This window comes from Helicovermis profundi (assembly GCF_033097505.1).
GTDB classification, from domain to species: domain Bacteria; phylum Bacillota; class Clostridia; order Peptostreptococcales; family Acidaminobacteraceae; genus Helicovermis; species Helicovermis profundi.
The window spans coordinates 386,826-413,513 of the sequence record NZ_AP028654.1 but is presented as its reverse complement, the minus strand read 5'-3'; the positions used below and the strand labels follow the sequence as shown (position 1 = coordinate 413,513).

The following is a 26,688-nucleotide window of genomic DNA, read 5'->3' as shown; positions in this document are numbered from 1 at the left end:
CTATTATTTTTGATTGTACCTATACTTATTTCTTCCCTAATATTTTCTTTTGCGCACTCTTCACAGCCATTTCTATGCCTTCATATCCTGTACATCTACAAAGATTGGAGTTAAGCCAAATATGCATATCAGAGTCGCTAGTTTCTGGATTTGTATCCAGCATAGCAAAGGCATTAAGTAAAAATCCTGAAGTACAATATCCACATTGAAAACCATTAAAATCAACAAATGCCTTTTGAATTTCAGTGCTTTCTAAGCCTTCAATGGTAGTAATTTCTTTTCCAATACATTCAATAGCTAATAACATGCAAGATTTCATTGGCAATTTATCTAAGAGTATTGTACAAGCACCGCAGTCTCCATTTTCACATCCACCTTTTGCTCCCGTATACCCAATTTTTTCTCTTAGTACGTTTAGTAATGTTTCATTAGGCTTAATGAGTACCACATGACACATTCCATTAATATTGAGAGAAACTTCATTATAACCTGTGTATTTAATCATTAAATCCCTCCAATCCCATCTCCATATCTTTAAGTACAGTTTTTAAGAGATGTCGTCTGTAATCCTTTGAACTTCTGATATCTTCTTTTGCAAATTCTTCAAAATAATTATAAATGTCTTCTTCAATTGTTTCCTTTAATTCAAAGTTTTGATAGATTGGAAAGTTACTATAACCTGAGAGTCCTATAAAATAACCAGTTTCTATTTTTGTAGAAACGATGTGTAATATTGGATAATCTACTTCAGTAGATTCTGTATAACGCTTTGTATGATAAGTTGACATATTATTCTTATTAAACTTAATTTGAAATAAAATATCTGCTTTATCTAATTTAATTCTTTTATCAAAAACCTGTTCAAGTGTTATTTCTTTAATACCTTCTTTTGTGTATACAAGAACCGATGCTTTTAGTGCTAGTAATGGCAGTAAGGCTTCTTTATAAGTTAATTTTCCAAGTATATTTCCTCCAATAGTTATAGCATTTCTAGCGGTATGGTCTGCAATAGTTACAAGTACTTCTGATAAAATAGTATCCTTAAACGTTTCTATAACTTTATTAAGTGATGCACAAGATCCTATAGTTACTTCAATTGATTTATTATTTATAATAGTCATTCCTTCGATGTTTTTTATATCAATAACAGCATCTGCTTTTACAGTTCCTTTACGAAATGATGTTATTAATTCTGTACCACCAGAATAATAAACTGCTTTTAATCCATCATTTGCTAACTTATTCATCAAATTATACGCATCTTCAATCTTAGAAGGTCTATAATAATCAAAATCAAAATTTATCATGCTTTATCCTCCATCATTTTTTTCCAAATTACTTCACTTGTGAGTGGCAAAGTAGTAAGTTCTTTACCTATTCCTCTTGATAGTGCATTACTAATAGCACCTGGCATACCAATAACTGATTGCTCTCCTAAGCCTCTAGCTCCATATGGCCCATCCATTTGAGGAGTTTCTAAAAATTTCACTTGATATTTTGGTGCATCGCTGTAACGCATTATTTTAAAATCTCTTAATGTATCATTCTTAACTTGACCTCTACTATTAAACTTAAATCCTTCCATTGTTGTATAGCCAATTCCCATTCCCATACCACCTACAATTTGACCAGTGGCAATTTGAGGATTAATGACTCTACCAACATCAATACAACAAACTGCTTTTAAAATTTTATATTTTCCAGTAATTTCATCTAATTCAATTTCAACACCTTCTGCACCAAGAGTCCATTCTAAATCTGGATGACCTTTTCCCGTTTCTTTATCTATATCAGTTAAATGCCTTGCAATGTACTTCCCTTTACCAATAATTTGACCATATATAGCATTTCCATTAGGATAAATATATCCAAGACCAATTTTTCCAACATCGATTCCAATCTCAGGTTCATCATTAATAAAAATTCTCTCATTCTCAACAATCAAATCTGATGATGGTACCCTAAGCACCTGTGAAGCAACTCCCTTTAGCTGATCTATAATATCAAGACATGCTTCATAGACTGCGTTTCCTGCCATAAAAAGACCTCTACTAGCTGCAGTTGCCCAATCACTCGGAGCTGTTCTTGTATTAACTGACATTTCAATATAAATTTTATCTAAAGGCATTTTTAATGTTTCAGATGCAATTTGTGCTAGGCCAGTTTTAGTCCCTTGACCTATTTCAACAACTCCCGTATTAATATTAATACTACCATCTGAATTAAAGGTAATAATAGCTCCAGCATCTGTATTTGTAGGCATAGCTGGCGCTTTCCATAAACCCGAAATTCCTTTTACTCTAATTGTTCTTTTATCAATCCGCTCTATCTCTTTAATCTTTCCGCCCAACATTTCATTCACTTCATCAAAGCATTTTAAAATATTGCCTGTACTTTTACTAAGCGTGCTTTGTACTGGAGTTGTATCACCAACTTTTACACCGTTAAGTCTCCTAAGTTCATATGGATCAACATCTAATTTCTTAGCCATAATATCAATTGCTCTTTCTATAGCATACCCAATTTCTATATGACCAAATCCTCGAAATGCTGTTGAAAAAGGCATATTAGTATACACACACATAGAGTCACATCTTATATTAGGTACAAAATAAGGTCCTGTACAAGATATGGCAGCCGCTCTTGAAACATTAACTGCATAATCTGCATAGGCTCCACTATTAAAATAATAATCCATATCCATGGCCGTAAATTTATGATTTTTATCAACAGCTAATTTTACTTTTGCCTGTAAACCAATATGTCCTGGAGAAGTTACTAAATCTTCTTCTCTAGAATTAACTAGTTTAACACGTCTACCATTAACAGCCCTCGACATAAGATAAGCAAGTCCCTCAAGTTGAATACCTGCTTTACCGCCGAATCCGCCACCTACAAACGATGTTTTAACAGTTATTTTACCTGGATCAATATTAAAAAATGTACTCATTAAACCTTTTACAACAAAAGGCGCTTGAGTAGAAGAGTCAATATATACTTGTCCGTTTTTTTTAATTTCAGCTATGGAAACTCTAGGTTCTATAGCCACATGATCTCCAAGTGGAATTTCAACAAATGCTTCAATTTGTGTATCAGAGTCAAAAAACGCCGCCTTAGTATTTCCTTTTCTAATTTTTGTTCGATTAGCTATATTAGAGCCCGGTTCAGGATGAATAGGGTCAATATGACTATAGTCATTCATTTTTTTATGTATTATTTCTGCATCTTCCTTAACAGCATTTAATGGAGACAATATAGGTGTCATTACTTCATAAGACACACTAATAGCTCTAGCTGCTCTTAAGGCATGTTCAAAGGTATCCGCAACAACAGCGGCAACTGCTTCACCGTAATGTCTAACTATATCTCTTGCAAGCGGAGGTTTATCACATAAATATAATCCAAAATTAAAATCAAAATCATCACCTATAAGAATAGCTCTAACCCCGGTCATGTTTTTTGCGACATTTGTATCAATAGATACTATTTTTGCATATGCATGAGGACTTGTTTTAATAGCACCATGTAACATACGTTTTGATAATTCATCATTGCCATAAACAATCTGTCCCGTAACTTTCTCTAAGCTTTCCTTTCTAAGTTTCGATTTGCCAACAGACCACTCGCTTCCCATATTATCACTCCTATCTAATTTAGGCTCCTTGAATTATTTATAAATCAAAAAACTTATTAACTATTTTTTCTTACATTTATTATATTTTATCATAAAAGAACTTACTCTTGTGGAATCTGTCTGAATTTTCTGCATTTGTATTGATTTAATATTCGTTATCATTTGAAATAGGGAATATTTTTTAATTTCTTTCATATATTAAAAAAATAGATCATACTTTGAAAAAATCTCAAAATACAATCTATAATTGATTTTTAATTTATCCGATGCCTTAGAGTTTTAATATCCCCACTTCTTAAAAAAGTGGGGGATAAAGAACTCTAAAAAGGCCCTGAATTATGTTTTCTAAGATTCAGTGGGAGTAAAAACTCCCTCTGAATCTTAGAAATTTATTTATTTACTCAAGGTTTGGACACTTAAGATATGCATCAATTTGTCTTAAAAGTTCACCGCTACTCATTGTTGACATTTCCATACCTTCATCCGTTGCTGTTAAAGACAATATATCCTTTGGCGTAGCTCCAATGATTACACTACTTGCGGTAATTATTGGTCCACTAGTACTTCCATCAAAAGTTTCTAAAACTATTTGTGTTTCTGGTATAAGAAAACTCATACCAAAATCAACTAGTGGCTGTGAAATACTTATTTCATTATTTTTAATTTCAATAAAATTATTCTGTTCAAGTTTTTTGAGCTTGTCCTCTATATTTTCTGATGATATAGGACTAAGTTCATAAAGAGACGCTATAATCTTTGCAAGACTATTCCTCATAGGTTTTTTAAGATAATCTTTAAATTTATCAACGCTAAGAACCGGTATATCAATGTCACTTGAATATTCTAATAGAGTCATTTTCCTTAGCCAATCCACTAAATTAGTTATTAACAGAACATCTTCAATACTAACTAGAATATCAATAACACTATTTTTTTGAATTGACATACCAGTTTGTTCCGCAATTTCTTGTCTAACAGATTCTGATTTATCATCATACATAGTTAGAACTATCTCACCTTGCATATTTTCAACTAATATTCTTTTATCATCCTTTGAATATACGCCTTTTTCCATAATTGCATTTGTCATTTTCATAACAAATCTTGCTGATTTATCCGCTTTTGCCAAAACATCAAATATAGTATTAATCGGTTCAGTTAATTTTCCATTTTTTATTACGCCCTTTTCATTAAGAGTTTTTTCTTCTGATCCTTGAAGTTCAGCCTTAACATTTCTAAAAAAACTAAGATCTGATAAAGTATCATATTGTTTAGATATAAAGCTTAATTCATTTATCGTAAATTGCATACAAAGCTCCTTTCAATTAAAAAACAAATTTCTTTTATATATTGCTATGACCTAGCTCTATTTGTTAATTCTTGAGTAACAGGTTTTACAACGAAATTATCTAGAAGTCCTGATGCAACCTTTGTAGCCGATTGTTTAATTTGTGCATCAATTTTCTTAAATGCATGTTTATAGGCAGTTGTATCTGATACAACTCTACTAGACCATTTACCATTATTTTTAAGTGCTACTCTAATTTGATTTCTACCAACTTTGATCATTGACATATCATGTCCAAATCCATCGCCGCCGATCTTATCCGTAATCTTACCTACTCCAACTTTTATAACGCCACCCATAAAACCATCAATCGCTCCTTCAAATTTTCCTTTATCACCTTTAGTAGGATCTGCTTGAAGATATCCACTAGCAGTTTCACTAGCAACTCCTAAAAATCCTTTAGTTTTAGCGTAATCACCTGGAATAAAATCACTAGCAGCATCAGTTCCACCTTTAATTAAAGCTCCAGTTAAAATTCTATCTGAATATCCTTTGTCTGCAACGTCTCCTGCAACAGTTTTTATTACTTTATATCCCGCTCTTATACCTTTTCCAACTGGACCTGTATGATCACCCATAAAATCTATAGTAGTGTCAGCTAAAACTCCAACTACTGTAGCTCCTTTTTCAGCTACCGAAGCATAATCTCCTATTTCATTCCATTTGTTTGCTCTAGCTTGTTGAACATCTTGCATTTTACGAATTGTTTGCTCAACTTCAGCAGGACTAGATGCATTATATTTCTTCATTAATTTCTCTTTATATGCATTATCTTTCTCATCTTTAAGCATCTTCGCCAAAGATCTATCTTGTGCTGTATCACCAGAAGCAATTTTAAATCTCTCATTGTCCTGCCAAGCTTGTTCTTTTTCAATATTTGGTTTTACAATTTTTTCATAAGCCTCCATATCCAAAACACCACCAGTTTCAGGATTAACCCATTCACCAGTTTCAGGGTCTTTTTCATAAGTGCTTGTCCTACCATCTATGCCAGTTTCAAGAGTCTTAGTTTCTGGTTCCATATCTTTAATTGGTTCTTCTTCAGTTTCTGTATCATTTTCTAGATCATTTTCTGTTTGTTTATCGAGTTCAGCTTTTTCTTCTTCAGACATATAATCTCTATCAGTTAATGGATCAGATTCTTCTAGATCATCTTCAGCTTCTTCAACATAATCATCATCAGCTTCTTCATAATCACCCGAATTATCACTTGAAGCATCATTTTCTTCATTTACTGAACTGCTACTATCAGAAGTATTCTCTACTACTTCATCGCTCTTAGACTCTGGATCATCATCCGGATTATCAGTATTCGCCATAGCATCACCTAACATAATCATCGCAATAGTTTCATCGCTTGCTTTCGGATATTTCCTTTTATACCAAGCTTTATTATGTTCACTTGATATTTTTGCTTTTTTCTCTGCAGCTTTCTTAAGAAGTTCCTGAACTACATGAACAACAACACCAACTAATGGTGGAAATAATAGTCCAACAGCACCTTGAGTTGCAGAATCAGGACCAGGTACAGTACCTGCTGACATAGATGCACCAACTGCTGCAACAACATATGGTGGTAAAGATTTTTTTACCCTTAGGCCATCCACTTTTAAAGAATACGTATTACTATCTGCTCCCTTATCTTTGGATTTTGCTCTTTCATAGGACGCACCTCCATCTATAGTAAGTTTTACATTACCACTTTTATCTGTATCTAAATATACTACTCCAAATGCGCCAATTTTAGTTTTAGCCGGTAGCCCGGTCATATCAGCACTAAAATCAAATCCACCCTTAATACCTGTAGACGTTAACTCAATACTATCTGTATTTTGCGAAAAAGGCATATTTTTGTATTTACCAATAAGTTCTATCCAATCACCATGATCCATAACTGTAAGTTCAAAATCTTTTAATGAAAAACTACTTTTCGCTTTGTTGACAGTTCCCATAAGTGTAGTTTTTTTATAAGTGTCAAGATTTACCTTATAAGTTCCTGTAAAATTTTCTCTATAAACAGGTGGATCAGACAATTTAATATAAAGCATAGGTTCACCAAATTTATTATAGGAAATAACTTCTGGGTTACTCACTCCAATCTGATAATTACCTGGCGAAAGAACTATTTCCGGATTCAAAACCCACATTCCATTAGGAACATCAGAAAGAACTTCGCCATAGCTTTGATTCGAATAGATAATCTCACCAAACTCATCTAATATAGCTATAGTACCAGGAGCTGCTCCTAATCCCTTATTTATTGTATTAACAATTATCTCATCAATAGACGATTCTTTATCTAAAGTAAATTTAGCAGGTTTTAATTCTGGTGGTTTTTCATATCCATATAAATCATCTTTTGATTCCTCTTTAAATGGTTCTTTTTTATCTTTAACTTTTTCATCCGTATTATTGATTTTGTTTAAATATGTTAAATAAGACTCCGCACGCATGCCTTGTATAACATAAGCACCTTCTACACCTGTTTTACTAGTCCTTACTTGAAATTCTGAATCAGATAATTTCATACTATAAATACCTTTTTTAAGTATAATCATTTGATTAGGTATAAAATTATATATCCATTTTAAATTTGTAGCACTTGCTGTAAAACTAGTATTCTTAGAATCACCCAAATTATCATTAGTAGATTCCACTTTCATTTTAAACGGACCATAAATATTACCACCATCATCCGTTAAAGTTATATTCACATTTTTATATTCATTATTTATAAAAGGTATAAATATACCAGATAGTGCTGTATCTTCTTTTACCTTAAATTTCATTTCACTTTGATTTGCGAGAATCTGAGCGTCTACTTTGTAATCACCTTCGTAAGTAAATATCAAATCTGATGTTTTATCTGCTTTAATTTGTTCACTAATCCATGGCCCATTTTTCGCTATTAATTTTTCATATGGTCTAGTTGGTTTATCATTTATTCCAATATTTGAATTGGCAAAAACTGGAACTATAGACCATGCAAGTATTATAATAATTATTATCCATGCATTAAACTTCTTCATCCTAGACCACCACCTTTACCTAAAAGTACAGGTATAAATTTAATTGCGCCATCTATTAAAGCCGGTACTTTACTAAGTAACTGAACAGAAACATTGATACAAAGAGTAAATAAAAATGACACAAACATTGTTAATACTGTATTTCTAAGCACTGATTTTTCTCTTAATTTATTTAGCTCTATTGAAGACGCTGTACCTACAGACATTATTCCAGTTGAAATAAATACCGAAGTCATTGACCACTTCAAATAATATGTAGCAATTAAAGACATTACTGCAAAGGGTATTAAAAATAGCATGCTATTTCCTACAGCAATTGATATCGCTTTTTTACCAACTTCTTTCTTTATAATTGGATTAAAAATCTTAAGTATAGTTATTAAAAAATGTCTATATAACCACCCTACAAATACAAGAAAAATAAATCCAAATCCTATATAAACTGGATTAAACCTTGTAGATGCAGTTGTAAAAGTTGTTGCACCAAAGGCTAAAAATGCTAGCAGTCTCCAAAGATGAGATCCGCCAATTTTTTCTATTGATTTTTCTGACATATACTCCTCCTTAAAGATTACTAAAAAAAGCCCAAGAAACTAATACCAAACCTGAAAATACAGTTACAATAGGAACACTTATGACAATCTTACTATTTGTCATTTCTCTAACAGTAATTATCATCGGTCCAATAGCCCATAAAACTCCTGTAACTCCAAAAGCTATAGCTGTTTTCCAAGAAAAAAACAAGGAGAATATTAAGCCAATCGTTCCATAAATAAGAGCACCACTGTAGCTTAAACAAAATGACGATATAGTCCATGTTATACTCTTATCTGATTTCGTAAATTTTAATAGCAGCCACACAATTATACTTATTAACGGTATAACTATTACACCATAGATCGCCCCAATACCGACTGAAAAATACACAAAATCCATTCCTTTTTGACCTGTCCTTAATAAATCAAGAGCTGTTTGTAAAAAAAACATTGCAAAGGCAAGCCCTGAAATAATTAATCCAAAATACCATTTAGTTTTTTTCAATGTTTCTTTAATTGCCTTTGATGGATTAATCATCATTGAAAATATAGTGTTTATTATGCTTGTTTTCGCTTCATTCATATGCGCCTCCTTTTGAAAAATTAGCTAGTAAAATTCAAAATTTTAATACAGATTTTTTTATTTCACGGTTATTATTACCCATTATTAAGTATAATAAAACTTTCTTAACAAAACATATAATGACTTATAAAAGTTATTTTATCCCAAAAATATTACACTAACACCGAGTACAGCAATAAAAGCTCCTACTATTTCTTTTAAAAATATTTTTTCTTTTTTTATAAATATTGCTATAGGTATTAATATTATTGGAGTTATAGCCATAAGTGTTGAAGCTACTCCAGGATTTATATATTGTACAGCAAGCAGTGATAAAGATACTCCTAAAAATGGTCCAAAAAATGAACCAATCGTAACTTTGACCATTGCTTTACGCTCTTTAAGAGAATCAAATATCAAATACCAATTACTTTTTATAGTAAAAAGTAATACAAATGCAATAATTGCAGCAATTATTCTTATTTGAGTCGCAGCAAATGGATTGTAATCTTTTAATCCTAATTTTCCAACTATGTATCCTAATGATTGTCCAAACGCTCCACCAAATGCAAATAATATTCCCGAAATAGAATGAGATAATTTTATCTTTTTACCACCGTCACCTTTAACTAAAATTACTGTAGCTATTCCAATTAAAGTTATGGTCATACCAATTATTTGCTTAACATTCATAGTTTCACCTAAAATAATATATGCCAATATACCGCTCATGGGTGGAACGCTCGCAAAAATAAGCATTGAAATTCTCGCTCCAATTCTAACAAATGCTTCAAATAAAAATAAATCTCCAATAAAAAAACCAATAAATCCAGAAAGAAGCAACCATTTCCATGCTTCTTGACTTGCATCTAACGGTAATATTTGACCTCTAGTGATTAGCGTAAATACACTTAAAAATAGAAATCCAATAACCAACCTTATTAGATTTAAAGGCTTTGATCCAATTTTTTTACCTGCTGATTCGAAATTTGTAGCAGTAATTGCCCAACAAAATGCTGTTGCAATAGCCGCAATTTCTCCTATATATCCGCTCATATTCCCTCCTATACAGTATATTTATTTTAAATAACATCTCTATTTCGTTTAATTTTATAGATTAATATTTTAATAAACCATAAAGTTTTTAATATACTTAGAAATAAATTTAATATTTTTTCTTTGATTTTAACTGTTGGCTAGACATTTTAATTATAGCAAAAATTCAATCACAAAAAGCTCTTTTTCAAGTTTTTTAAGCTTAATTAATAATGATGCAAAATAGTAACACCACATCGCCTTAAGTTGATGTGGTGTTTATGATAATCCAATAGTCACATTATATTTTCATATGATAATGCATAATTAAGATTATAAACATACTATCAATCTGTGCTTGGATCTTCATATTGAATAAATAAATTATAAATATCTTTTGATATTGGTTTAAACTTTTCAACAATAAATGAATCAAATTTAATTCCACTGTTCTCTATAATAAACTTCACTCCATCTTCAAAACTCCAAGCTTGTTTATATGGTCGTTCATGTGTTAAAGCTTCAAATACATCAATTAAACTCACAATCCGTGCTTCTAAAGGAATAGAAGACTTACTAAGTCCTTCGGGATAACCTGTTCCATCCCAATTTTCATGATGATATTTAACAACATTATGTACCATTTCAGATAAGCTTTCGCTAGCGTCGTCAATAATTCTCAACTCACCTGTTGCATGCTTTTTAATCAACTCAAACTCATCATTAGTCAACTTTCCAGGTTTATTTAGTATTGAATCTGGTACAAAAATCTTACCAATATCATGAACAGAACTTGCAATTACAATGTTATTTAGTTTTTCATCAGAATACCCACATGCTTTTGCTAAAAGCTTAGTTCCTCCTGCTACTCTCTTAACATGATTTGCAACTTGATGATCTCTTTTTTCAATTAATTCTCCAAGAGAAAGAAAAAGCTTTGTCTTTTCATTCAAACGTTTAATATTAGATATTATTTTTTCTAGATTAGTTATAATATCAGTTAAATAAATCTTCAAACAATCTCGTTCTTTAAACTTGTTTTCAAATTCTATATACAAAAATCCTTGATGATTATAAGAACTGTTGAATTTTACCACAATACAATAATCACAAAAGCAAATTTTTTCTTCTGATTTTTTAAATTTTGAAAAATCTATCTCATTAAATCGTTTTAAATTAACTGATTCGACCTTATTTAACTCGTAAAATTTATACTTATCAGTAATATATTCTTTAGAATCTAAATATAATCCATCTGAATATTCTATTAAACTTACTAATTCTATCCTTCTATCTGACATGATTTCTCTTATCTGACTTGTTAAAACTAAAAATAATTGATCCATTGTTTTAATGTCAGTTAGCTCAGATATATGTCTTACCAAAGTCTTTAATTTATTATTCTGAACAACTAATTCTGAACGTTGCTGATTAATCACTCTTTTAGCAAACACTATAACAATTATAGAGGCTGTAAGAGCTATAACTAATAACAATATACCTTTCTTAAGATTCTCAGACAGTAATACTTTTGTATCTATGCCCAATAAATTGTTTAATCCTTGATAGTAAATAGACCCTTTATCTTTCTTAAGTTTCACCATATTTTTATCAATTAGGTCTAAAAGATATAAATTTTCACCTTTTGAAGTAATTACTTTTATTTTTATTGGATTAAATTGTATTGGAAACTTTTAACCTAGCTTTAATCTTTTGTTTCTCATCATACATTTTTTCATCTGCAGCATTAATAACACTAATCATCGATAAATGAAATGACTTTATTTCGACCTTCATTTTTCGCCTTATAAAGTGCTTTATCTGTACGTGAAAATAAAGTTATCGAAGTATCATGAATATCCAATTCCGCAACTCCAGCACTAAACGTTACTGCATAATTTACACATGATATATATTTATTTTGGAATTCTTTTCTCAAATTATCTAATAGAAAGTGCGCCTTCTTTAATTTCGTTTCTGGTAATATTAGACAAAATTCTTCTCCTCCCCATCGAGCAGCTACGTCGGATAACCTTGTTTTTGTTTGAAGTAAATTGGCAAGCTGTTTTATAACTTTATCTCCACAATCATGTCCAAAAGTATCGTTAACTTTCTTAAAGTTATCAATATCGATAATAGCTAGACACATTGGGTATTTATATCTATTTGACCTTTCAATTTCTTTTACAACTTGATTGTCAAGATAACGTCTATTGTATAATCCTGTTAAATTATCAGAAACTAGCAACGACTCAATTTCTTTTTTCTTATTATTAAGCTCTTCTTCTAATGATTTTCGATCAGTTATATCAATGAAAAAGTTTACAGTTGCTAATTTCCCTTTCCACATAGTCTGAGATGAAGTACTCTGCATCCATCCATGTGATCCATCATATCTTATGAAGCGCGCCTCACTTATCGGTGGAACTTGCTCACCTGCAAGGCGTTGTTTGTAACGCTGTACCATTCGTTTGGCGTCCTCAGAATCAAATATATTAAGAATTGGCGTACGAATATAGATTTCAGACGGATAACCTGTAATTTTAATAGCTGCATCATTATGGTAAACGATGCGTTCGCCCTGAATAATACAAACACCCTCAGCAGCATTATCGATAACAGTCTTAAAATCCAATTGATTAATAATATCATTATTTATCTTCATATAACCTCCGTACCCTTCTAATCTACCATTATTAAATTATTTTCTCCTTATATACTTTTAATAAATACTCAACTACAATTGGATCAAATTGCGTACCTGAACATTTAATTATTTCATTCATAGCATACTCTTTACTATATTTAGATCTATACGCTCTACCACTTGTCATTGCTTCATATGCATCAGCAACACTTATAATTCTAGATATAAGGGGAATCTCATAGCCTTTTAATTTATTTAAATATCCTAATCCATCAAACCTCTCATGATGATATAAAATATAATCTACTATTTCTTGTAATTCACTAGTTCTTTTTAATAGTTTATATCCCGTATAAGGATGTTTTTTAATTTTTTCATATTCTTTTTCCGTAAGTGGTCCTTTCTTATTTAAAATTTCATTACTTATAAAAGTTTTTCCTATATCATGAAGCAAACCTGTTATATATATAGTTTCTATAATTACCTCATTTGTTTCTGTTGAAGATTTTCTTATTTCTTCTTTCGTTGCTGTATAATAAAATAAATTCTCATATTTTATTTTTAAATTTATAATATCTTCAACATTATATCCTCTTGATGTACAATGAACTAATTCATTTATTATAATTTTTTTAGGAATTTATTAAAACTCATCTCTTTATTACAAAAAAACTCAGAGTTGAAAATTTTATTAATATTTTCATCATTAATAAAAACTCTATCTGAATTAGGAAATATTCTAACTATATATAAGCTGTTAAATTTTAACAGTTTCAAAACTGATTTTATTTCCAAAATTATCACCACTTTTTATATAAATATATAATTACAATTTATATTAATCTAATTCTTTCATATAAAGTTTATCTTCACCTAAAATATGTTTAATTAACCATTCTACTAATGTATTATATATTTTAAAAGCTATATCACGTGTTTCACTTTCTGTATCAAAAGTTCCTACTAAATCTAACACATTTTCTACAAAAATCTTATGCGACTCTTCATGCTCCTTTTGATTTTTATAACCTTTTTCTTTAAAAACATCTTCTTCACTTTTAAAGTGATATACTGTATAATCAAGAATTTCAGTAAAAACACCATTTATATTATCAAATAAAGAATCCTCATCAATATCTTTATCTTTTAACAATTTTTCTACTTTATTAATTAATCTTATTAATTCTTTATGCTGCTCATCAAATAATTCATAGCCTACTGAATAAGTTTCTTTCCATTTAATCATATAATCTTCCAGAATAGTATTTTTTTATATATTCTAAACTTTAACATATTATTAATTAATTTTAACATAATTTATAAGATAACAAAACAGTTGTTAATATATTGTCTAAAGCTAAATGTTCTACACTACTATTTAAACTACTAATGTCTTTTCAAGTTTACAAACTATTGCTTGTAACGAAACTTTTTATAGATTATAATTACATTGAGTTCACATTGTTTTATAACTTATACATAAACATATACTTCCATATCTGTTTTAAGTTTTATAAAACCATTGTGATCTCCCCTACATATTTTCCAAATTTAATTTTACTTATAAAAAACAATTTTTTAGTTTCTAACTTAATTGTTTTTTTATTACTAAGTATATTTTTTATTATAATTACCCATCATTTAGCTTTTTCATCATAAAAGACTCCTTTGTTTTCAACTTATCTCCACTTACATTAATCACTCTAAATTTGCTTAAATTCAAGGGTTACAACCCTTTTACATTTTAGTATTATAGATATAAAAACAAAAAAAATCAAGTAATTTTCCACCTGACCTTTCAATACTTCATATTTATTTTTTACTAATCAACTTAGTAGTCTTTTAATAAGAATTTTAGCATATTCACTATTTATGTCTTCATCATTTATAACACCAAAATTTTTTCTATAATTATTAACAAAATTTTTCTCTAGTTATTAGAGATATAGTACTGCAAAACTTTTCCCATTTTTCTGGGTATTCATTAATTCCATATTTAGTTATTGTTTTGTTTTTTAATACTATTTCTACTTTCCACTGCCTACCATCGAATATATTATTATTAATATATTCATCATTTCAATCAAAGATTTTAGTTTCTTTTTTCCGACAATCTCATTAGCAATAAAGTTATCATTAATTCCATGGCTAACCATCACCTCAGCTTCACCAACTTTTGCTACAGCTATACCCTTTGCACCTATTTCAATCTGTTTTAATGCTAGCTGTAGCATCTTATGCGTTTTAGTGTGAAGGCGCAACGACACGCCTCTTTTATTAGCATATGCCTACATCCTATTTAGGTTATCAATAACAACATCTCGATCCAAAAGTAGTGCCGGAGTATCTAGATTTATTATCTTCATCTTATGCCTCCTCTTTAATATCACCAGAAGGCTTGTTAGCGGTTTCCGGATTAACCGATAACTGTCCTGATACGTAAAGTAATCCATTATGAACAACTCCCGGTGAATAATGTCCACCATCTCTTGTTGAATACTTTGTATTAATTTTTTCCTCCATTTCAATTGACATCAGAATTATCGCTGATACTAATAAACACCTTGAAAACCTTATTGATGATGAATATTTTAGAAGTGACTTATACTTTTAATTAGCTCTTTTCTAGAATTTTAGTAGTTTCCAAAAATGAATCTACTGCCTCTTCTGTTGTAGCCCAAGATGTTATTAATCGTATTGCTGAATAATTCTCATCAATCTCTTTCCATACGTAAAATAAAAAATTGAATTCAAGGTTTCTAATATCTTCTTTGGAGAAAATAGGAAAAAGCTGATTAGTTTCTGTCTCTACTAATAATTTGATTCCTTGTTTTTTTAGTCCATAGCGTAGCTTATCAGCCATCTTTTTTGCATGCATAGCTAAGTCTAAATAAAGATTATTCTGAAAAAGAACTTCGAATTGTTGTCCTAATAATCTACCTTTTGATAATAATGCTCCCTTTTGTTTAATCTGATACCTTAGATCTTTTTTTAAATAATCATTACAAATTACCAACGCTTCACCAATTAATGCACCATTTTTTGTTGCACCTATAAAAATAGCATCAGCTAAATGTACCAAATCTTTGAACTCAAGATCACTTGCTACCAAAGCAGAACCAAGTCTTGCACCATCAATATACAATAGTAAATTGTTGTTGCTACAATATTCTTTTAACTTAACTAACTCGCTTTTGGTGTAATGTGTTCCAAGTTCTGTTGGATTAGATATATAAACTAATTTTGGCTTTACCATATGTTCATCTGGATGTCCATCAACTACAGCTTGAATATCAGAACAGTCTAATTTTCCATTTGCTACGTTAACTGTAATTACTTTATGCCCAGTAGCCTCAATTGCCCCAGCTTCATGAACGGCAATATGACCTGTATATGCTGCAATACATGCTTCATGAGGTCGAAGAAAAGAACTTATTGCAATAAGATTTGTTTGTGTACCACCAACAATAAGATGAACATCGCAACTATCACACTCTAATGTATTCTTAATTAATTCTCTTGCGTGATTAGAATATTGATCTAAACAATATCCGGGTTCTTGCTGCAAATTTGTTTTTAATAAACTTTCTAATATGAGAGGATGAGCTCCTTCACTGTAATCATTTTTAAAACTATACATATAACGCTCCTTTTATTTATCATTCTAAATTATACTATTATTAGCAATATGGATTAGTATCGTTGATCTCTAGTATTATGAAAATATGTTTTGATTTTATTTATATTACATTTTCACACTAAGATTCAAAGCTTTCATAAAATATATCCTGACTTAAAGATTTACGTGTTTTCTTATGACGATTGGGTGCTAAAGGTGTTTCATCTGAATAACCAATTGCTAGAATATGTAGTGGCTCAAGATATTCCGGAATTGATAATTCAGTTCTTAATATCGCAGGATTGAAGTTACATACCCAAAGACTGCCTAAATTTAATTCAGTTGCTTCTAGCATCATATGATCAGTTACAATTGTTGCATCAGTTTCTGCAAGATTTTTATCATCATGAGATCTTACCCAAGCATCAGAAGATTTTCCACATACAACAATGGCTAAAGGTGCATTATGGATATTAGCAGCTTTTTTTATGCATTCTAAGCCACTATCACTTTTTACAACAACTATGCTATAAGGTTGTTTATTACCTCCTGTAGGAGCCACATTTCCAGCTTCTAGTATAAGATTTAGTTTGTTTTTTTCAACTTTTTTTTGCAAGTATGAGCGCACTGAATAACGTTGTTTTGCAAGATCTAAAAATTTCATTTGATACTCCTCTCAATTAGATTAGGTTAAAACATTTACAAGTTAATAATTTTTTATTCATTAAGAACGTCATAGCATATACTTTTATATTAGGCTATACTATAATTATTACACGGAGGTACTTATGGATATTAAATACATCATGACTTTTTTAAAAGTCGCAGAACTTAATAGTTTTACTAAGACAGCTGAAGAACTACAATACTCTCAATCAACTATATCATTTCATATTCAAAGTTTAGAAAAAGAACTTAATGTCAGGTTGTTCGAAAGGGTTGGAAAGAATTTGAAGATTACATATGAAGGTCAACATATATTGAACACATGTAAACAACTAAGAGATAATTATTATAATCTACTAGATTTAACATCTAATATTGAAAATACTAATACTCCTATTCAAATTGGAACTGTAGGCTCATTCCTAATTTATATATTAAGTAATGTGATTAAGAAGTTTAAATCCATACACCCATCTGTCAATATTCAATTGAATAGTAGTCCAAGCAATAAACATGGCAATCTTATTAAAGATAATTCAATCGACTTAGCTTTTTTTGTTCAACCTGATTTAAGCGATACAACACTTAATCTAACACTCTTAAAAAGAGAATCAATGTACCTTATATATCCAAACAACTTTGATTTCAAAAGTTACCAGTACTTAGCTGATAATTTAACAGCTTGTATTTCTGAACCTGGTTGCTCATACAGAGCTATTTTTTCAGATTTCCATACCAATCATCACATCCAATATAAAGCATCTATTGAATCATGGTCAATCGAAATGATTAAACATTGTGTATTAAGCGGAATAGGATATTCAATCTTACCTCAAATGTGCATTAACGACGAAATTAAAAATAAATCATTCCAATTCATCTTATTAGATCCTGAAAAATATTATATTGATCTTACTTTAGCTTATAAAAAAGACCGAATTTTACCTACACAAATTAAACACTTTATAGAATTAGTTAAAGACGAAATGCAATGATAACTCTAAATAATTTATAATAAAAGCTTTTCTAGTTACACTGTAAAGCATAAATTCTTTTATTAAAAGCGAATTATTTAGATTATATAGATCGAATATTTCGATACTCATTACTTCATTATGTGAAGACCCTATAAATGCAAAGTCTGTAGAATCCTATCACCATAGAAAATAGTAAGGCAGTTTGATACAATATACAAAATTAAAAATGAGGTTAGCAAAAGATATTTGTAAACTTCATCTTTTTTTAACCTCATTTTCTATTTTAAATTTAGATCTGTAATATATTTTTCATTAATTCTTCATCAATATTACTACCGGATAAAACTAAAGCAACTTTTGAACCAAAATGATAATTAGGATATTCCATAAGTGCTGCAACAACAGTACAACTTGAAGGCTCTGAGATGATTTTTTCTTTTAATATCATATGTTTAACCGCTTTTTTTATTGTACTTTCTTTAACTATCAAAATGTCATCAATTATTGTTTTAGATTTTTCATAAGCTAAATGCCCAATTCCACCAATTAGCGCTTCACATACAGAATCTTTTGATTTATACTCATCATAAAAAACATTTTCATCCATAGCAGCTTTCATTGCTGGGCATGCTTCAGTTTGAACTCCAATTATCTTTATATTTGTATTAATTGATTTTGCTATAGTTCCAATACCAGTAATAAGTCCTCCTCCACCAATAGGAACTAATATAGAATCTATATTAGAAATTTGCTCAAGTATTTCAATTCCTATCATTCCTTGACCTGCATAAATATATGGGTCATTATCATAAGCATCGACATAAGTCATGTTATGGTTTTTTACATAAGCCATACCTATTCTATGAGCATCATCATAAGTCTCACCATCAATAATAAGCTTAGCTCCATAATACTTTGGATTGTCAACATTAATTAAGACAGTTTTTTATCAGACATTATAGTTTTATATTCAATGGGTGTTAAATAATCTAAAGACCCATGAATTCTCTTGTTATTATACCAATTTACGTAATAAAATAACTCTAATTCCAATTCTTCAAAACTCTTAAATATTCTATTAAATGCAAATTCTGTTTTTATAATTTTATATGTTGCTTCTGCTACTGCGTTATCATAAGGACAGCCTTTTTTGCTCAAAGATCTCTTAATATTAAAATTTAATAATACTTCATCTAACAGTTTATTTTTAAATTCACTTCCACGATCTGTATGAAAAATTTCTATATTATGTAATGGCTCTTTTACTCTCGTAAGAGCTTTATATACAAGCTTTGCAGTCTTATTCTTACCTGCTGCATATCCTACTATTTCACGATTAAAGAAATCTAATATTAGGCATATATAATTCCATTTACCATTTACATTAACGTAAGTTAAATCACTTACTACTACCTCAAGACACTTTTTGTCATCAAACTCTCTTTTAACTAAATTTTCAATTTTATCTTCATTAACTTTTGATTTTGTTACTTTATATTGCTTAATTGTATATGATGAAATAAGGTTGTATTTTTTCATTATTTTGCCTATTTTCTTTCTTGAAGCTATCATATTTACTTTTGAAAGTTCTTTTTTTATTTTTCTTGTACCATAGGCTTTTCTATTACTTTTGAAAATTTCTATAATTCTATTTTCTAAAATACTATCTATTTTTATTGTTTTTTTTTCGTAATAATAAGTTGACCTTGCTATTTTAAGAACCTTACACATGGCGCTAATACTGTACCTATCTTTATTTGCATTTATTACTGCTATTTTCGTCCCATTATTAGCGCCGCTTGCTTTTAAGTGATTTCTAGGTGCTTTAGCACCTTAGAGGAACTTATCCTTTAGGGCAAATATCATTTTCCATTTTTAACTGTTGGTTTTCTTTTCGTAATTTATCAAGTTCTTTATCTTCATCACTTTTATTATCTTTAGCTTTAAATGATCCAGTAGTATTATAGTCTGTAATCCATTTATAAACAGTAGAACGTGCTATATTGTATTCATTTACAACTTCTATTTGCGGTTTACCATTTTTAATTAAATTAACTATCTGAACTTTAAATTCATCTGTATAATGCTTATTTTTTTTTGACATGATTACCTCCGTTTTCTAATTATTTTTAGTTTATCATGTCCGAGTATTTGTTGTCTAATTAAGTATATCCTATCCACTTTATTTTTTCTGTTTTTGCGCTTGGTGTATTTTTAGGTACAAAAATAAGTACATTATCAATCTTTAATAATTTGCATGCATAACTTACTGCTATACCATGATTCCCTGAAGAAACTGCAACTACCCCATTTGCTTTTTCTTCTTTAGTAAGCCTCAACAATTTACTTAAAGCACCACGAAGTTTAAAACTTTTTGTATGCTGTAAACCTTCATTTTTTAGATATACTTCTAATTTATCAGCACTTAAATAAATTGATTTATCTAGCATTGGAGTATTAATATAATCACTTATAAGTCTTTTAGTTTCAATTATTAAATCACTTGTAAACATATTTCCTCCTACCTAACTTAATTCTTTTAAAAATTCAGAAATTTTTTCTAATCCAATTTTTAAATCACTTGGACTAAATGCGTAGCCTAATCTAAAAAATCCTTCCATATCTAATGCTTTTTCAGGCACTAACATAACACCTTTTTCATCTAATAATTTAACACAAAAATCTTCTGATAAAATATCAAAATCGTATTTTACAAATACAGTTGTTCCTGCTTTTGATTTTATATAAGAAAGTTTCGGCTCATTATTTACCCATTCATCAACAATTTTAATGTTTTCACGCACAATCAAATGATTTCTTTCTATTATTTTATCTTTATTTTCTAATGCGATACCTACTAAATAGTCATCTATTCTGCCTAAGCTTATTGTATTATAATCGCGTCTACGGTTTACAGTTTCAATAAGATCTTCTGGGCCCGCTACCCATCCGACTCTTAAACCTGCTAAAGAAAAAGTTTTAGAAATACTTCCTGTACTTATTCCTTTATCATATAAGTCTACAATTGAAGTAGTAAAACCCGAATCTTCATGATCTAATCCTCTATATACTTCATCACATAAAATATAGGAATCACAACTCTTAGCAATTTCAACAATTTCTTTTAAAAATTCTTCATTCATCAAAGCACCAGTAGGATTATTAGGATTATTTATGCAAATTAGTTTAGTATTATCATTTACCAATGATTTTAATTCTTCTAAATTCGGCAAAAAATTATTTTCGAATTTCAATTGAAGAATTTTTACGTCAGCACCATAAGCTTCAGGTATAGAATAATGTTGCTGATAAGTTGGAAGCACTGAAATAACTCTATCACCCGCTTTTACTAATGCAAATATAGTAAGTGCATTCGCTCCAATTGCCCCATGTGAAACAGTAATTTGATTTGCTTTTACCTTTTTATAAAGTGACTGTATTCCTTCAATTAATTTAGGTGAACCTTCTATATCACCATAACTCAATTGTATTTCTAAAATATGATCAATTATTTCTTCTCTTTTAGAAGCAATATCAAGAAGTTCATTAACAGTCATAGAATTAACACAAGTTTCAGCTAAATTATATTTACAATTATTTTCATATAAATTCATCCATATTTCTACACCAAAATCTTTAATTTTCATAGCAAATTTTTTTCTTTGTTTTCACCAAACCAGGATACTAATTTAAGACCAAAAATATCAACATCTTTCAAAAGTCCTGATTTTATATCCATATCTGATACACCCGGATTGAATTCATGAAACACCATAGGGAATAATTCAGTTTTCCTTTCTGCTTTTAATACATAAACATTTTCAATAGCTTTAAGTACCATTTTCATTTCCAACACTTCTTTTAAAACTTCATGATTTAATACTTTTAATTTAAACATTTTTCCTCCTTTTATTTCATTAAATATTCAGTTAATTTTAAATTCATATTTTTTTATTTACATTAAGTATATCTTGAAAAAATAAAAACTACACAACTATAAAATTGTGTAGCATTTGATATTTGTACACCCAGAGGAATTTGAACCCCCGACGCCTAGATTTGTTTAGTTCATTACTCGTTGTATTCTTTAACGCCCTATAACATGTGATTTATCATAATGTTTAGCTATAAGTGTACACTATAAAATTACATACGTATTGAGAACTTATTAGGGAAAATTAAGGGAAATGTTTTTATTTTCTCGTATACTTTTATCTAAATCATTCACAGTCATTTAATCATAATATAATTATAATTTCAACGTATTGATTTCACTATCTTTCAAATCAGTCTTATCATAAATTTCATCAAATTAATTTCTCATCAACTCGAACTATCGCTTTATTTATATTGATATTTTTGAATTCTCTACTATTACTTATAATAAAATATCCAAATAGAAATACTCCAACTAAGAATATTACGCTGAAAGTCATATTAATCTTTTGTAAGAAAGTACCAATAAACATGCCAAGGCTTGGTGAAAGTAATATAATTGTGTCAATACCACCTAAAATTTTTCCCCTATCTTTATCATCGAGTGAGGATACTGTGTGACTAAATAATGGCTGTGTTAATGAATCGGAAAAGCCATACATAGAAAAACCAAGCACAATAATAATTGATTCATCAATAAAATTAACTACCACAATACTTATTATGCATCCTATCATGCTAAATTTGAATAGTAATGAAATATTATTTCCAAACTTAACTACTAATATTAATCCAATAATTTCGCCAACAGCAATTCCCGCCTTTATAAATCCTAAAAAAAGAGCACTATTGATTTTCGACGATAAAATAACTGGTAATATATAAGGTATATAGCCATAAGCTAAGTTCAGAACAAACATTAATATTACAAATTGTTTTAAAAACTTCACTTTAAATATTGCAGTAAATGCAACTTTAACTTCTGAAATGAGAGTATTATAAATCGAACTAAATTCTTTGATTTTCAATTTTTCTTTCTCTTTTATTACATAAATCTTATCTGACTTAATCTGGTATACTAATACAATAGCTATGATAAAAGTTAGTATATCTATAGAAAAAATCAACGACTGCGACATATACGTAATCATTAATCCTACAATTACAGAGCCTCCAATACTTAGCACCTTTACAATAACAGAATAACTAGATTGAAATTTAATAAACAGTGATTCTTCAAAAATCTCTGCACTAATAGCTACATAGCCTCGCCTAAATATTTCATTATTAATGTCATTTATCAAGATAAAAAATATACCAATCCATAGAGTACTCAATTCAAATCGCAAGAATAAAAACAAAGCACTTATAACAACAACTGAACTGATATTCGAAATAATCATTAGTAATTTTTTACTGTAACGGTCTATCAATATTCCAATAAACATAGATAATAAGGCGCGAAATAGAATTGATCCACCAATTAAGTAGACAGCATTCATTACATCACCCGAATTAACAGTTATTGACCAAACGATAAACAAATCAAATAGGATGTCTCCAAAACTATTTATAATAATAGCGCTTAAAAGCTTTATGTAATTCATATCTTTCACTAATTTTACCTCCATAAAAACACTTAATTTCCTAACATATCCACTATAAATTATAAATTAAAATTTTACTTTAAGCAATTTTATAAACTGATAATTCATTTAAAAAAAACTTTTAAATTTTACACAAATACTATTACATGTTCTTTTCTAAATTAAAAATGATCTCCTAAATATAAAATTATTAATTTATATTTAGGAGATCTAAATTTTCAAACTTAGTTTTTTAACTTATAATTAATTCGTTTTCTTCTACATCTATTACCAAATCTTTTCCTTCTTTAATTTCACCTTTTATTATACTTTTTGCAAGTATGGTTTCAACATTTTTTTGTATATATCGTTTCAGAGGACGCGCTCCATAATGAATATCGAAAGCTGATTTAACAATAAATTCTACAGCCTTTTCTGTTATTTTTATTGAAGAAAATTTTTCACTTAATCTTTTACTTAATTCATTTACAATTAATTTTATTATATCTTTTATTTCATTTTTATTAAGTGGTTTGTACAAAATTATATCATCTAGTCTATTTAAAAATTCTGGTTTAAAATTAATCTTTAATAAATTATCTATTTCAGTCCTTGTAAATTCACTAATAATTCCATCTTCTTTAATTTCATTTAATAGTATATCTGATCCTATATTTGATGTCATTATAATTATAGTGTTTTTAAAACTTACTTGTCTTCCTTTTGAATCTGTAATTCGTCCATCATCTAATACTTGAAGCAAAATATTAAATACATCATGGTGTGCTTTTTCAATTTCATCAAACAAAATAACAGAATATGGTTTTCTTCTAACTTTTTCCGTTAATTGTCCACCTTCTTCATATCCAACATATCCTGGAGGTGCTCCTATTAGTTTAGAGACAGAATGTTTCTCCATATATTCGCTCATATCAATCCTTATCAAAGCGTTTTCATCATCAAATAAAACTTCAGCCAGCGACTTAGCAAGTTCTGTTTTTCCAACACCCGTAGGTCCGATAAAAATAAAACTTCCAATTGGTTTTCCTAAATCCTTTACTCCAGCGCGCGACCTAATTATTGCATCTGTAACTTTACTTACAGCTTCATTTTGTCCAATAACTCTTTTATGAAGTTCTCTATCTAGATTTAGTAATTTTTCTATTTCTCCTTCTACCAATTTTTCAAGTGGTATTCCTGTCCACTTTGATACTATTCCAGCAATTTCTTCTGAAGTAACTGTCTCTCTAATAATCTTATCTTCATCGCTTTTTTCACTAATAGCATCATTAATTTCACTAAGTTCTTTTTCAAGTTTTGGTAAATCTCCATATTTTAGCTGTGCTGCTCTCTCAAGGTTGTATTCTCTTTCTGCCTTATTTATTTTATTATTTATATCATCAATTTGCGCTTTTATTTCATTTACTTTATCTACTTTACTTTTCTCATTTTCCCATAAAACTTTTTTACTATTAAATTCTTCTTTTAAATTAGCAAGTTCCTTTTGAACTTTTTTTAATTTTTCTTTAGAAACCTTATCCTTCTCTTTCTTAAGCGCAGCCTCTTCAATTTCAAGTCTAATAATATATCTTGAAATATCATCTAATTCTATAGGCATAGATTCTATTTCAGTCTTTACTAAAGCACATGCTTCATCTATAAGATCTATTGCTTTATCAGGCAAAAATCTATCTGAAATATATCGATCTGAAAGCATAGCCGCTTGGACCAAAGCCTGATCACTTATTGTAACCTTATGATATATTTCATATCTTTCTTTTATTCCTCTTAAAATAGTAATTGTATCCTCAACACTAGGTTCGTCAACAATAACTGGCTGAAATCTTCTTTCTAATGCATTATCTTTTTCAATATATTTTTTATATTCATTTAATGTAGTTGCTCCAATACAATGAAGTTCCCCTCTAGCAAGTAATGGTTTAAGCATGTTTCCTGCATCAAGTGCACCATCCGTCTTACCTGCTCCTACTATGGTATGAAGTTCATCAATAAATAAAATTATTTGACCATCACTATTCTTTATTTCATCTAATACCGCTTTTAATCTTTCTTCAAATTCTCCTCTAAATTTAGCTCCAGCTACAAGAGAACCCATATTTAAGGAGAAAATTTTTTTATTTTTTAAACTTTCTGGGACATCGCCTTTTACAATCCTTTGAGCAAGCCCTTCTGCAATAGCAGTCTTACCAACACCAGCTTCTCCTATTAATACAGGATTATTTTTATTTTTTCTTGATAATATTCTAATAGTTCTTCTAATTTCCTCATCTCTTCCTATCACTGGATCAATTTTATTTTTTTTCGCTTCATCCACTAAATCCATTCCATATTTACTAAGAACATTATAAGTATCTTCAGGATTTAAAGAATCTACATTCCTTTTACCTCTTATATCTTTTAATATATCCATTACTCTATCTTTAGTAATATTGTATTTTTTATAAATTTCTTTCAATAAAGGATTTTTGCTTTCACTTATTTCTATAGAAGACATAAAAATATGTTCTACGCTAACATATTGATCCTTTAATCTATTAGCTAATTTTTCAGATTTCATCAAAAGTCTATTACCATCATTAGAGAGATAAATTTGCTCTGTAGATGAAACCTTTGTTTTTTTACTTATTATATTTTCTATATCATTTTTTATTAAATTTAATTCAACATCTAACTTTCTCAAAATTTGTGAAATTAAACCCTTATCATTTTCAAGTAAGGCATATATAATATGTTCTGAATCTATGACTGGGTTGCTATACTCATCAGCTATAAATTGAGCTTTGTTTAGAGCTTCTAAAGAATTTTTTGTAAATTTATTTTGATCCATCTTATTCACCTCTTATTATTTTTATATTTTAGCACTCTGTGTCATCGAGTGCTAATTCTTACTTATAGAATAACACTTTTAAAAGATAATTCAATAGAATTCATATTTTTTTTACAAAAAATTAAAAAGTCTAAATATATTATCATCTAAAAAAAATTACCAAGGAAAAAATATAATAATACAACCAAATACCGTCTTCATCCATATTATAAAGTAAAAAGAGAAAATATCTTTATTTCTGAAAAAATTGTGCGTAGATTAATGT

24 protein-coding genes and 1 pseudogene are annotated in these 26,688 nt (G+C 29.2%); 2 read left to right on the top strand and 23 right to left on the bottom strand.

Annotated features, from left to right (window positions below; all coding sequences use genetic code 11):
• Positions 1-25 precede the first annotated feature (25 nt).
• The 14 genes from AACH12_RS01750 to AACH12_RS01685 form a co-directional block, all read right to left on the bottom strand.
• The gene (locus tag AACH12_RS01750; RefSeq protein WP_338536366.1) at positions 26-505 is read right to left on the bottom strand and encodes a (2Fe-2S)-binding protein; all 480 of its coding nucleotides are present in this window, start codon (positions 503-505) and stop codon (positions 26-28) included.
• Positions 498-1,307, bottom strand: a complete 810-nt coding sequence (locus AACH12_RS01745) for an FAD binding domain-containing protein (RefSeq protein ID WP_338536365.1) — start codon at positions 1,305-1,307, stop codon at positions 498-500. The genes AACH12_RS01750 and AACH12_RS01745 overlap by 8 nt, the downstream gene beginning before the upstream one ends.
• Positions 1,304-3,634: a xanthine dehydrogenase family protein molybdopterin-binding subunit gene (locus tag AACH12_RS01740; RefSeq protein WP_338536364.1), complete on the bottom strand. Its 2,331-nt coding sequence runs from the start codon at positions 3,632-3,634 to the stop codon at positions 1,304-1,306. Before AACH12_RS01740 ends, AACH12_RS01745 begins: the two co-directional genes overlap by 4 nt.
• A 397-nt stretch (positions 3,635-4,031) precedes the next feature.
• Entirely contained in the window at positions 4,032-4,943 is a 912-nt protein-coding gene (locus AACH12_RS01735; protein WP_338536363.1) for a hypothetical protein, read from the bottom strand.
• A gap of 44 nt (positions 4,944-4,987) precedes the next feature.
• Complete coding sequence (locus AACH12_RS01730) at positions 4,988-8,011, bottom strand: hypothetical protein (protein ID WP_338536362.1); 3,024 nt, start codon at positions 8,009-8,011, stop codon at positions 4,988-4,990.
• Positions 8,008-8,565 (bottom strand): hypothetical protein, encoded by a 558-nt coding sequence (locus AACH12_RS01725; protein WP_338536361.1) that lies wholly within the window; start codon positions 8,563-8,565, stop codon positions 8,008-8,010. The genes AACH12_RS01730 and AACH12_RS01725 overlap by 4 nt, the downstream gene beginning before the upstream one ends.
• A gap of 10 nt (positions 8,566-8,575) precedes the next feature.
• Positions 8,576-9,130 carry a hypothetical protein gene (locus AACH12_RS01720; RefSeq protein ID WP_338536360.1) on the bottom strand — a complete coding sequence of 185 codons (555 nt, stop codon included), beginning with the start codon at positions 9,128-9,130 and terminating at the stop codon, positions 8,576-8,578.
• A 138-nt stretch (positions 9,131-9,268) separates the two neighbouring features.
• Entirely contained in the window at positions 9,269-10,165 is an 897-nt protein-coding gene (locus AACH12_RS01715) for a DMT family transporter (protein WP_338536359.1), read from the bottom strand.
• Positions 10,166-10,491: 326 nt separating this feature from the next.
• The gene (locus AACH12_RS01710; protein ID WP_338536358.1) at positions 10,492-11,748 is read right to left on the bottom strand and encodes an HD-GYP domain-containing protein; all 1,257 of its coding nucleotides are present in this window, start codon (positions 11,746-11,748) and stop codon (positions 10,492-10,494) included.
• A gap of 152 nt (positions 11,749-11,900) precedes the next feature.
• Positions 11,901-12,809 carry a sensor domain-containing diguanylate cyclase gene (locus AACH12_RS01705; RefSeq protein ID WP_338536357.1) on the bottom strand — a complete coding sequence of 303 codons (909 nt, stop codon included), beginning with the start codon at positions 12,807-12,809 and terminating at the stop codon, positions 11,901-11,903.
• Positions 12,810-12,840: 31 nt separating this feature from the next.
• The gene (locus AACH12_RS01700; protein WP_338537328.1) at positions 12,841-13,272 is read right to left on the bottom strand and encodes an HD-GYP domain-containing protein; all 432 of its coding nucleotides are present in this window, start codon (positions 13,270-13,272) and stop codon (positions 12,841-12,843) included.
• A gap of 357 nt (positions 13,273-13,629) precedes the next feature.
• Positions 13,630-14,037, bottom strand: a complete 408-nt coding sequence (locus AACH12_RS01695; RefSeq protein ID WP_338536356.1) for a bacteriohemerythrin — start codon at positions 14,035-14,037, stop codon at positions 13,630-13,632.
• 781 nt (positions 14,038-14,818) lie between these two features.
• Positions 14,819-15,025, bottom strand: a complete 207-nt coding sequence (locus tag AACH12_RS01690; RefSeq protein ID WP_338536355.1) for a hypothetical protein — start codon at positions 15,023-15,025, stop codon at positions 14,819-14,821.
• Positions 15,026-15,158: 133 nt separating this feature from the next.
• Complete coding sequence (locus AACH12_RS01685; protein WP_338536354.1) at positions 15,159-15,326, bottom strand: RidA family protein; 168 nt, start codon at positions 15,324-15,326, stop codon at positions 15,159-15,161.
• On the opposite strand from AACH12_RS01685, the gene AACH12_RS14250 reads away from it, so the two are divergent.
• A complete protein-coding gene (locus tag AACH12_RS14250) occupies positions 15,301-15,405 on the top strand; it encodes a sigma 54-interacting transcriptional regulator (RefSeq protein ID WP_422388911.1) in 105 nt (34 codons plus the stop codon). The two genes, AACH12_RS01685 and AACH12_RS14250, sit on opposite strands and share 26 nt — an antisense overlap.
• Here AACH12_RS14250 and AACH12_RS01680 read toward each other — a convergent pair whose 3' ends face one another.
• A complete protein-coding gene (locus AACH12_RS01680; RefSeq protein ID WP_338536353.1) occupies positions 15,406-16,431 on the bottom strand; it encodes a threonine aldolase family protein in 1,026 nt (341 codons plus the stop codon).
• Positions 16,432-16,549: 118 nt separating this feature from the next.
• Positions 16,550-17,074: a nitroreductase family protein gene (locus tag AACH12_RS01675; RefSeq protein WP_338536352.1), complete on the bottom strand. Its 525-nt coding sequence runs from the start codon at positions 17,072-17,074 to the stop codon at positions 16,550-16,552.
• A 124-nt stretch (positions 17,075-17,198) separates the two neighbouring features.
• Between AACH12_RS01675 and AACH12_RS01670 the strand changes: the two genes are divergently transcribed.
• On the top strand, positions 17,199-18,071 hold the full coding sequence (locus AACH12_RS01670; RefSeq protein ID WP_338536351.1) for a LysR family transcriptional regulator: 873 nt from the start codon (positions 17,199-17,201) through the stop codon (positions 18,069-18,071).
• 271 nt (positions 18,072-18,342) lie between these two features.
• Here the strand turns inward: AACH12_RS01670 and AACH12_RS01665 are convergent, their stop codons facing one another.
• The 7 genes and pseudogenes from AACH12_RS01665 to clpB all read right to left on the bottom strand — a co-directional run bounded on the left by AACH12_RS01665 (position 18,343) and on the right by clpB (position 26,423).
• On the bottom strand, positions 18,343-18,987 hold the full coding sequence (locus AACH12_RS01665; protein WP_338537327.1) for a pyridoxal-phosphate dependent enzyme: 645 nt from the start codon (positions 18,985-18,987) through the stop codon (positions 18,343-18,345).
• Positions 18,987-20,157, bottom strand: a pseudogene (locus tag AACH12_RS01660) (IS3 family transposase). Before AACH12_RS01660 ends, AACH12_RS01665 begins: the two are co-directional and overlap by 1 nt.
• Before the next feature lie 58 nt (positions 20,158-20,215).
• The gene (locus tag AACH12_RS01655) at positions 20,216-20,566 is read right to left on the bottom strand and encodes a pyridoxal-phosphate dependent enzyme (protein ID WP_338536350.1); all 351 of its coding nucleotides are present in this window, start codon (positions 20,564-20,566) and stop codon (positions 20,216-20,218) included.
• A 12-nt stretch (positions 20,567-20,578) separates the two neighbouring features.
• Positions 20,579-21,700, bottom strand: a complete 1,122-nt coding sequence (locus AACH12_RS01650) for an aminotransferase (RefSeq protein ID WP_338536349.1) — start codon at positions 21,698-21,700, stop codon at positions 20,579-20,581.
• Entirely contained in the window at positions 21,697-21,951 is a 255-nt protein-coding gene (locus AACH12_RS01645) for a hypothetical protein (protein ID WP_338536348.1), read from the bottom strand. The genes AACH12_RS01650 and AACH12_RS01645 overlap by 4 nt, the downstream gene beginning before the upstream one ends.
• Positions 21,952-22,360: 409 nt before the next feature.
• The gene (locus AACH12_RS01640) at positions 22,361-23,596 is read right to left on the bottom strand and encodes an MFS transporter (protein ID WP_338537326.1); all 1,236 of its coding nucleotides are present in this window, start codon (positions 23,594-23,596) and stop codon (positions 22,361-22,363) included.
• Positions 23,597-23,828: 232 nt separating this feature from the next.
• Positions 23,829-26,423 carry an ATP-dependent chaperone ClpB gene (gene clpB, locus AACH12_RS01635; RefSeq protein ID WP_338536347.1) on the bottom strand — a complete coding sequence of 865 codons (2,595 nt, stop codon included), beginning with the start codon at positions 26,421-26,423 and terminating at the stop codon, positions 23,829-23,831.
• Positions 26,424-26,688 lie beyond the last annotated feature (265 nt).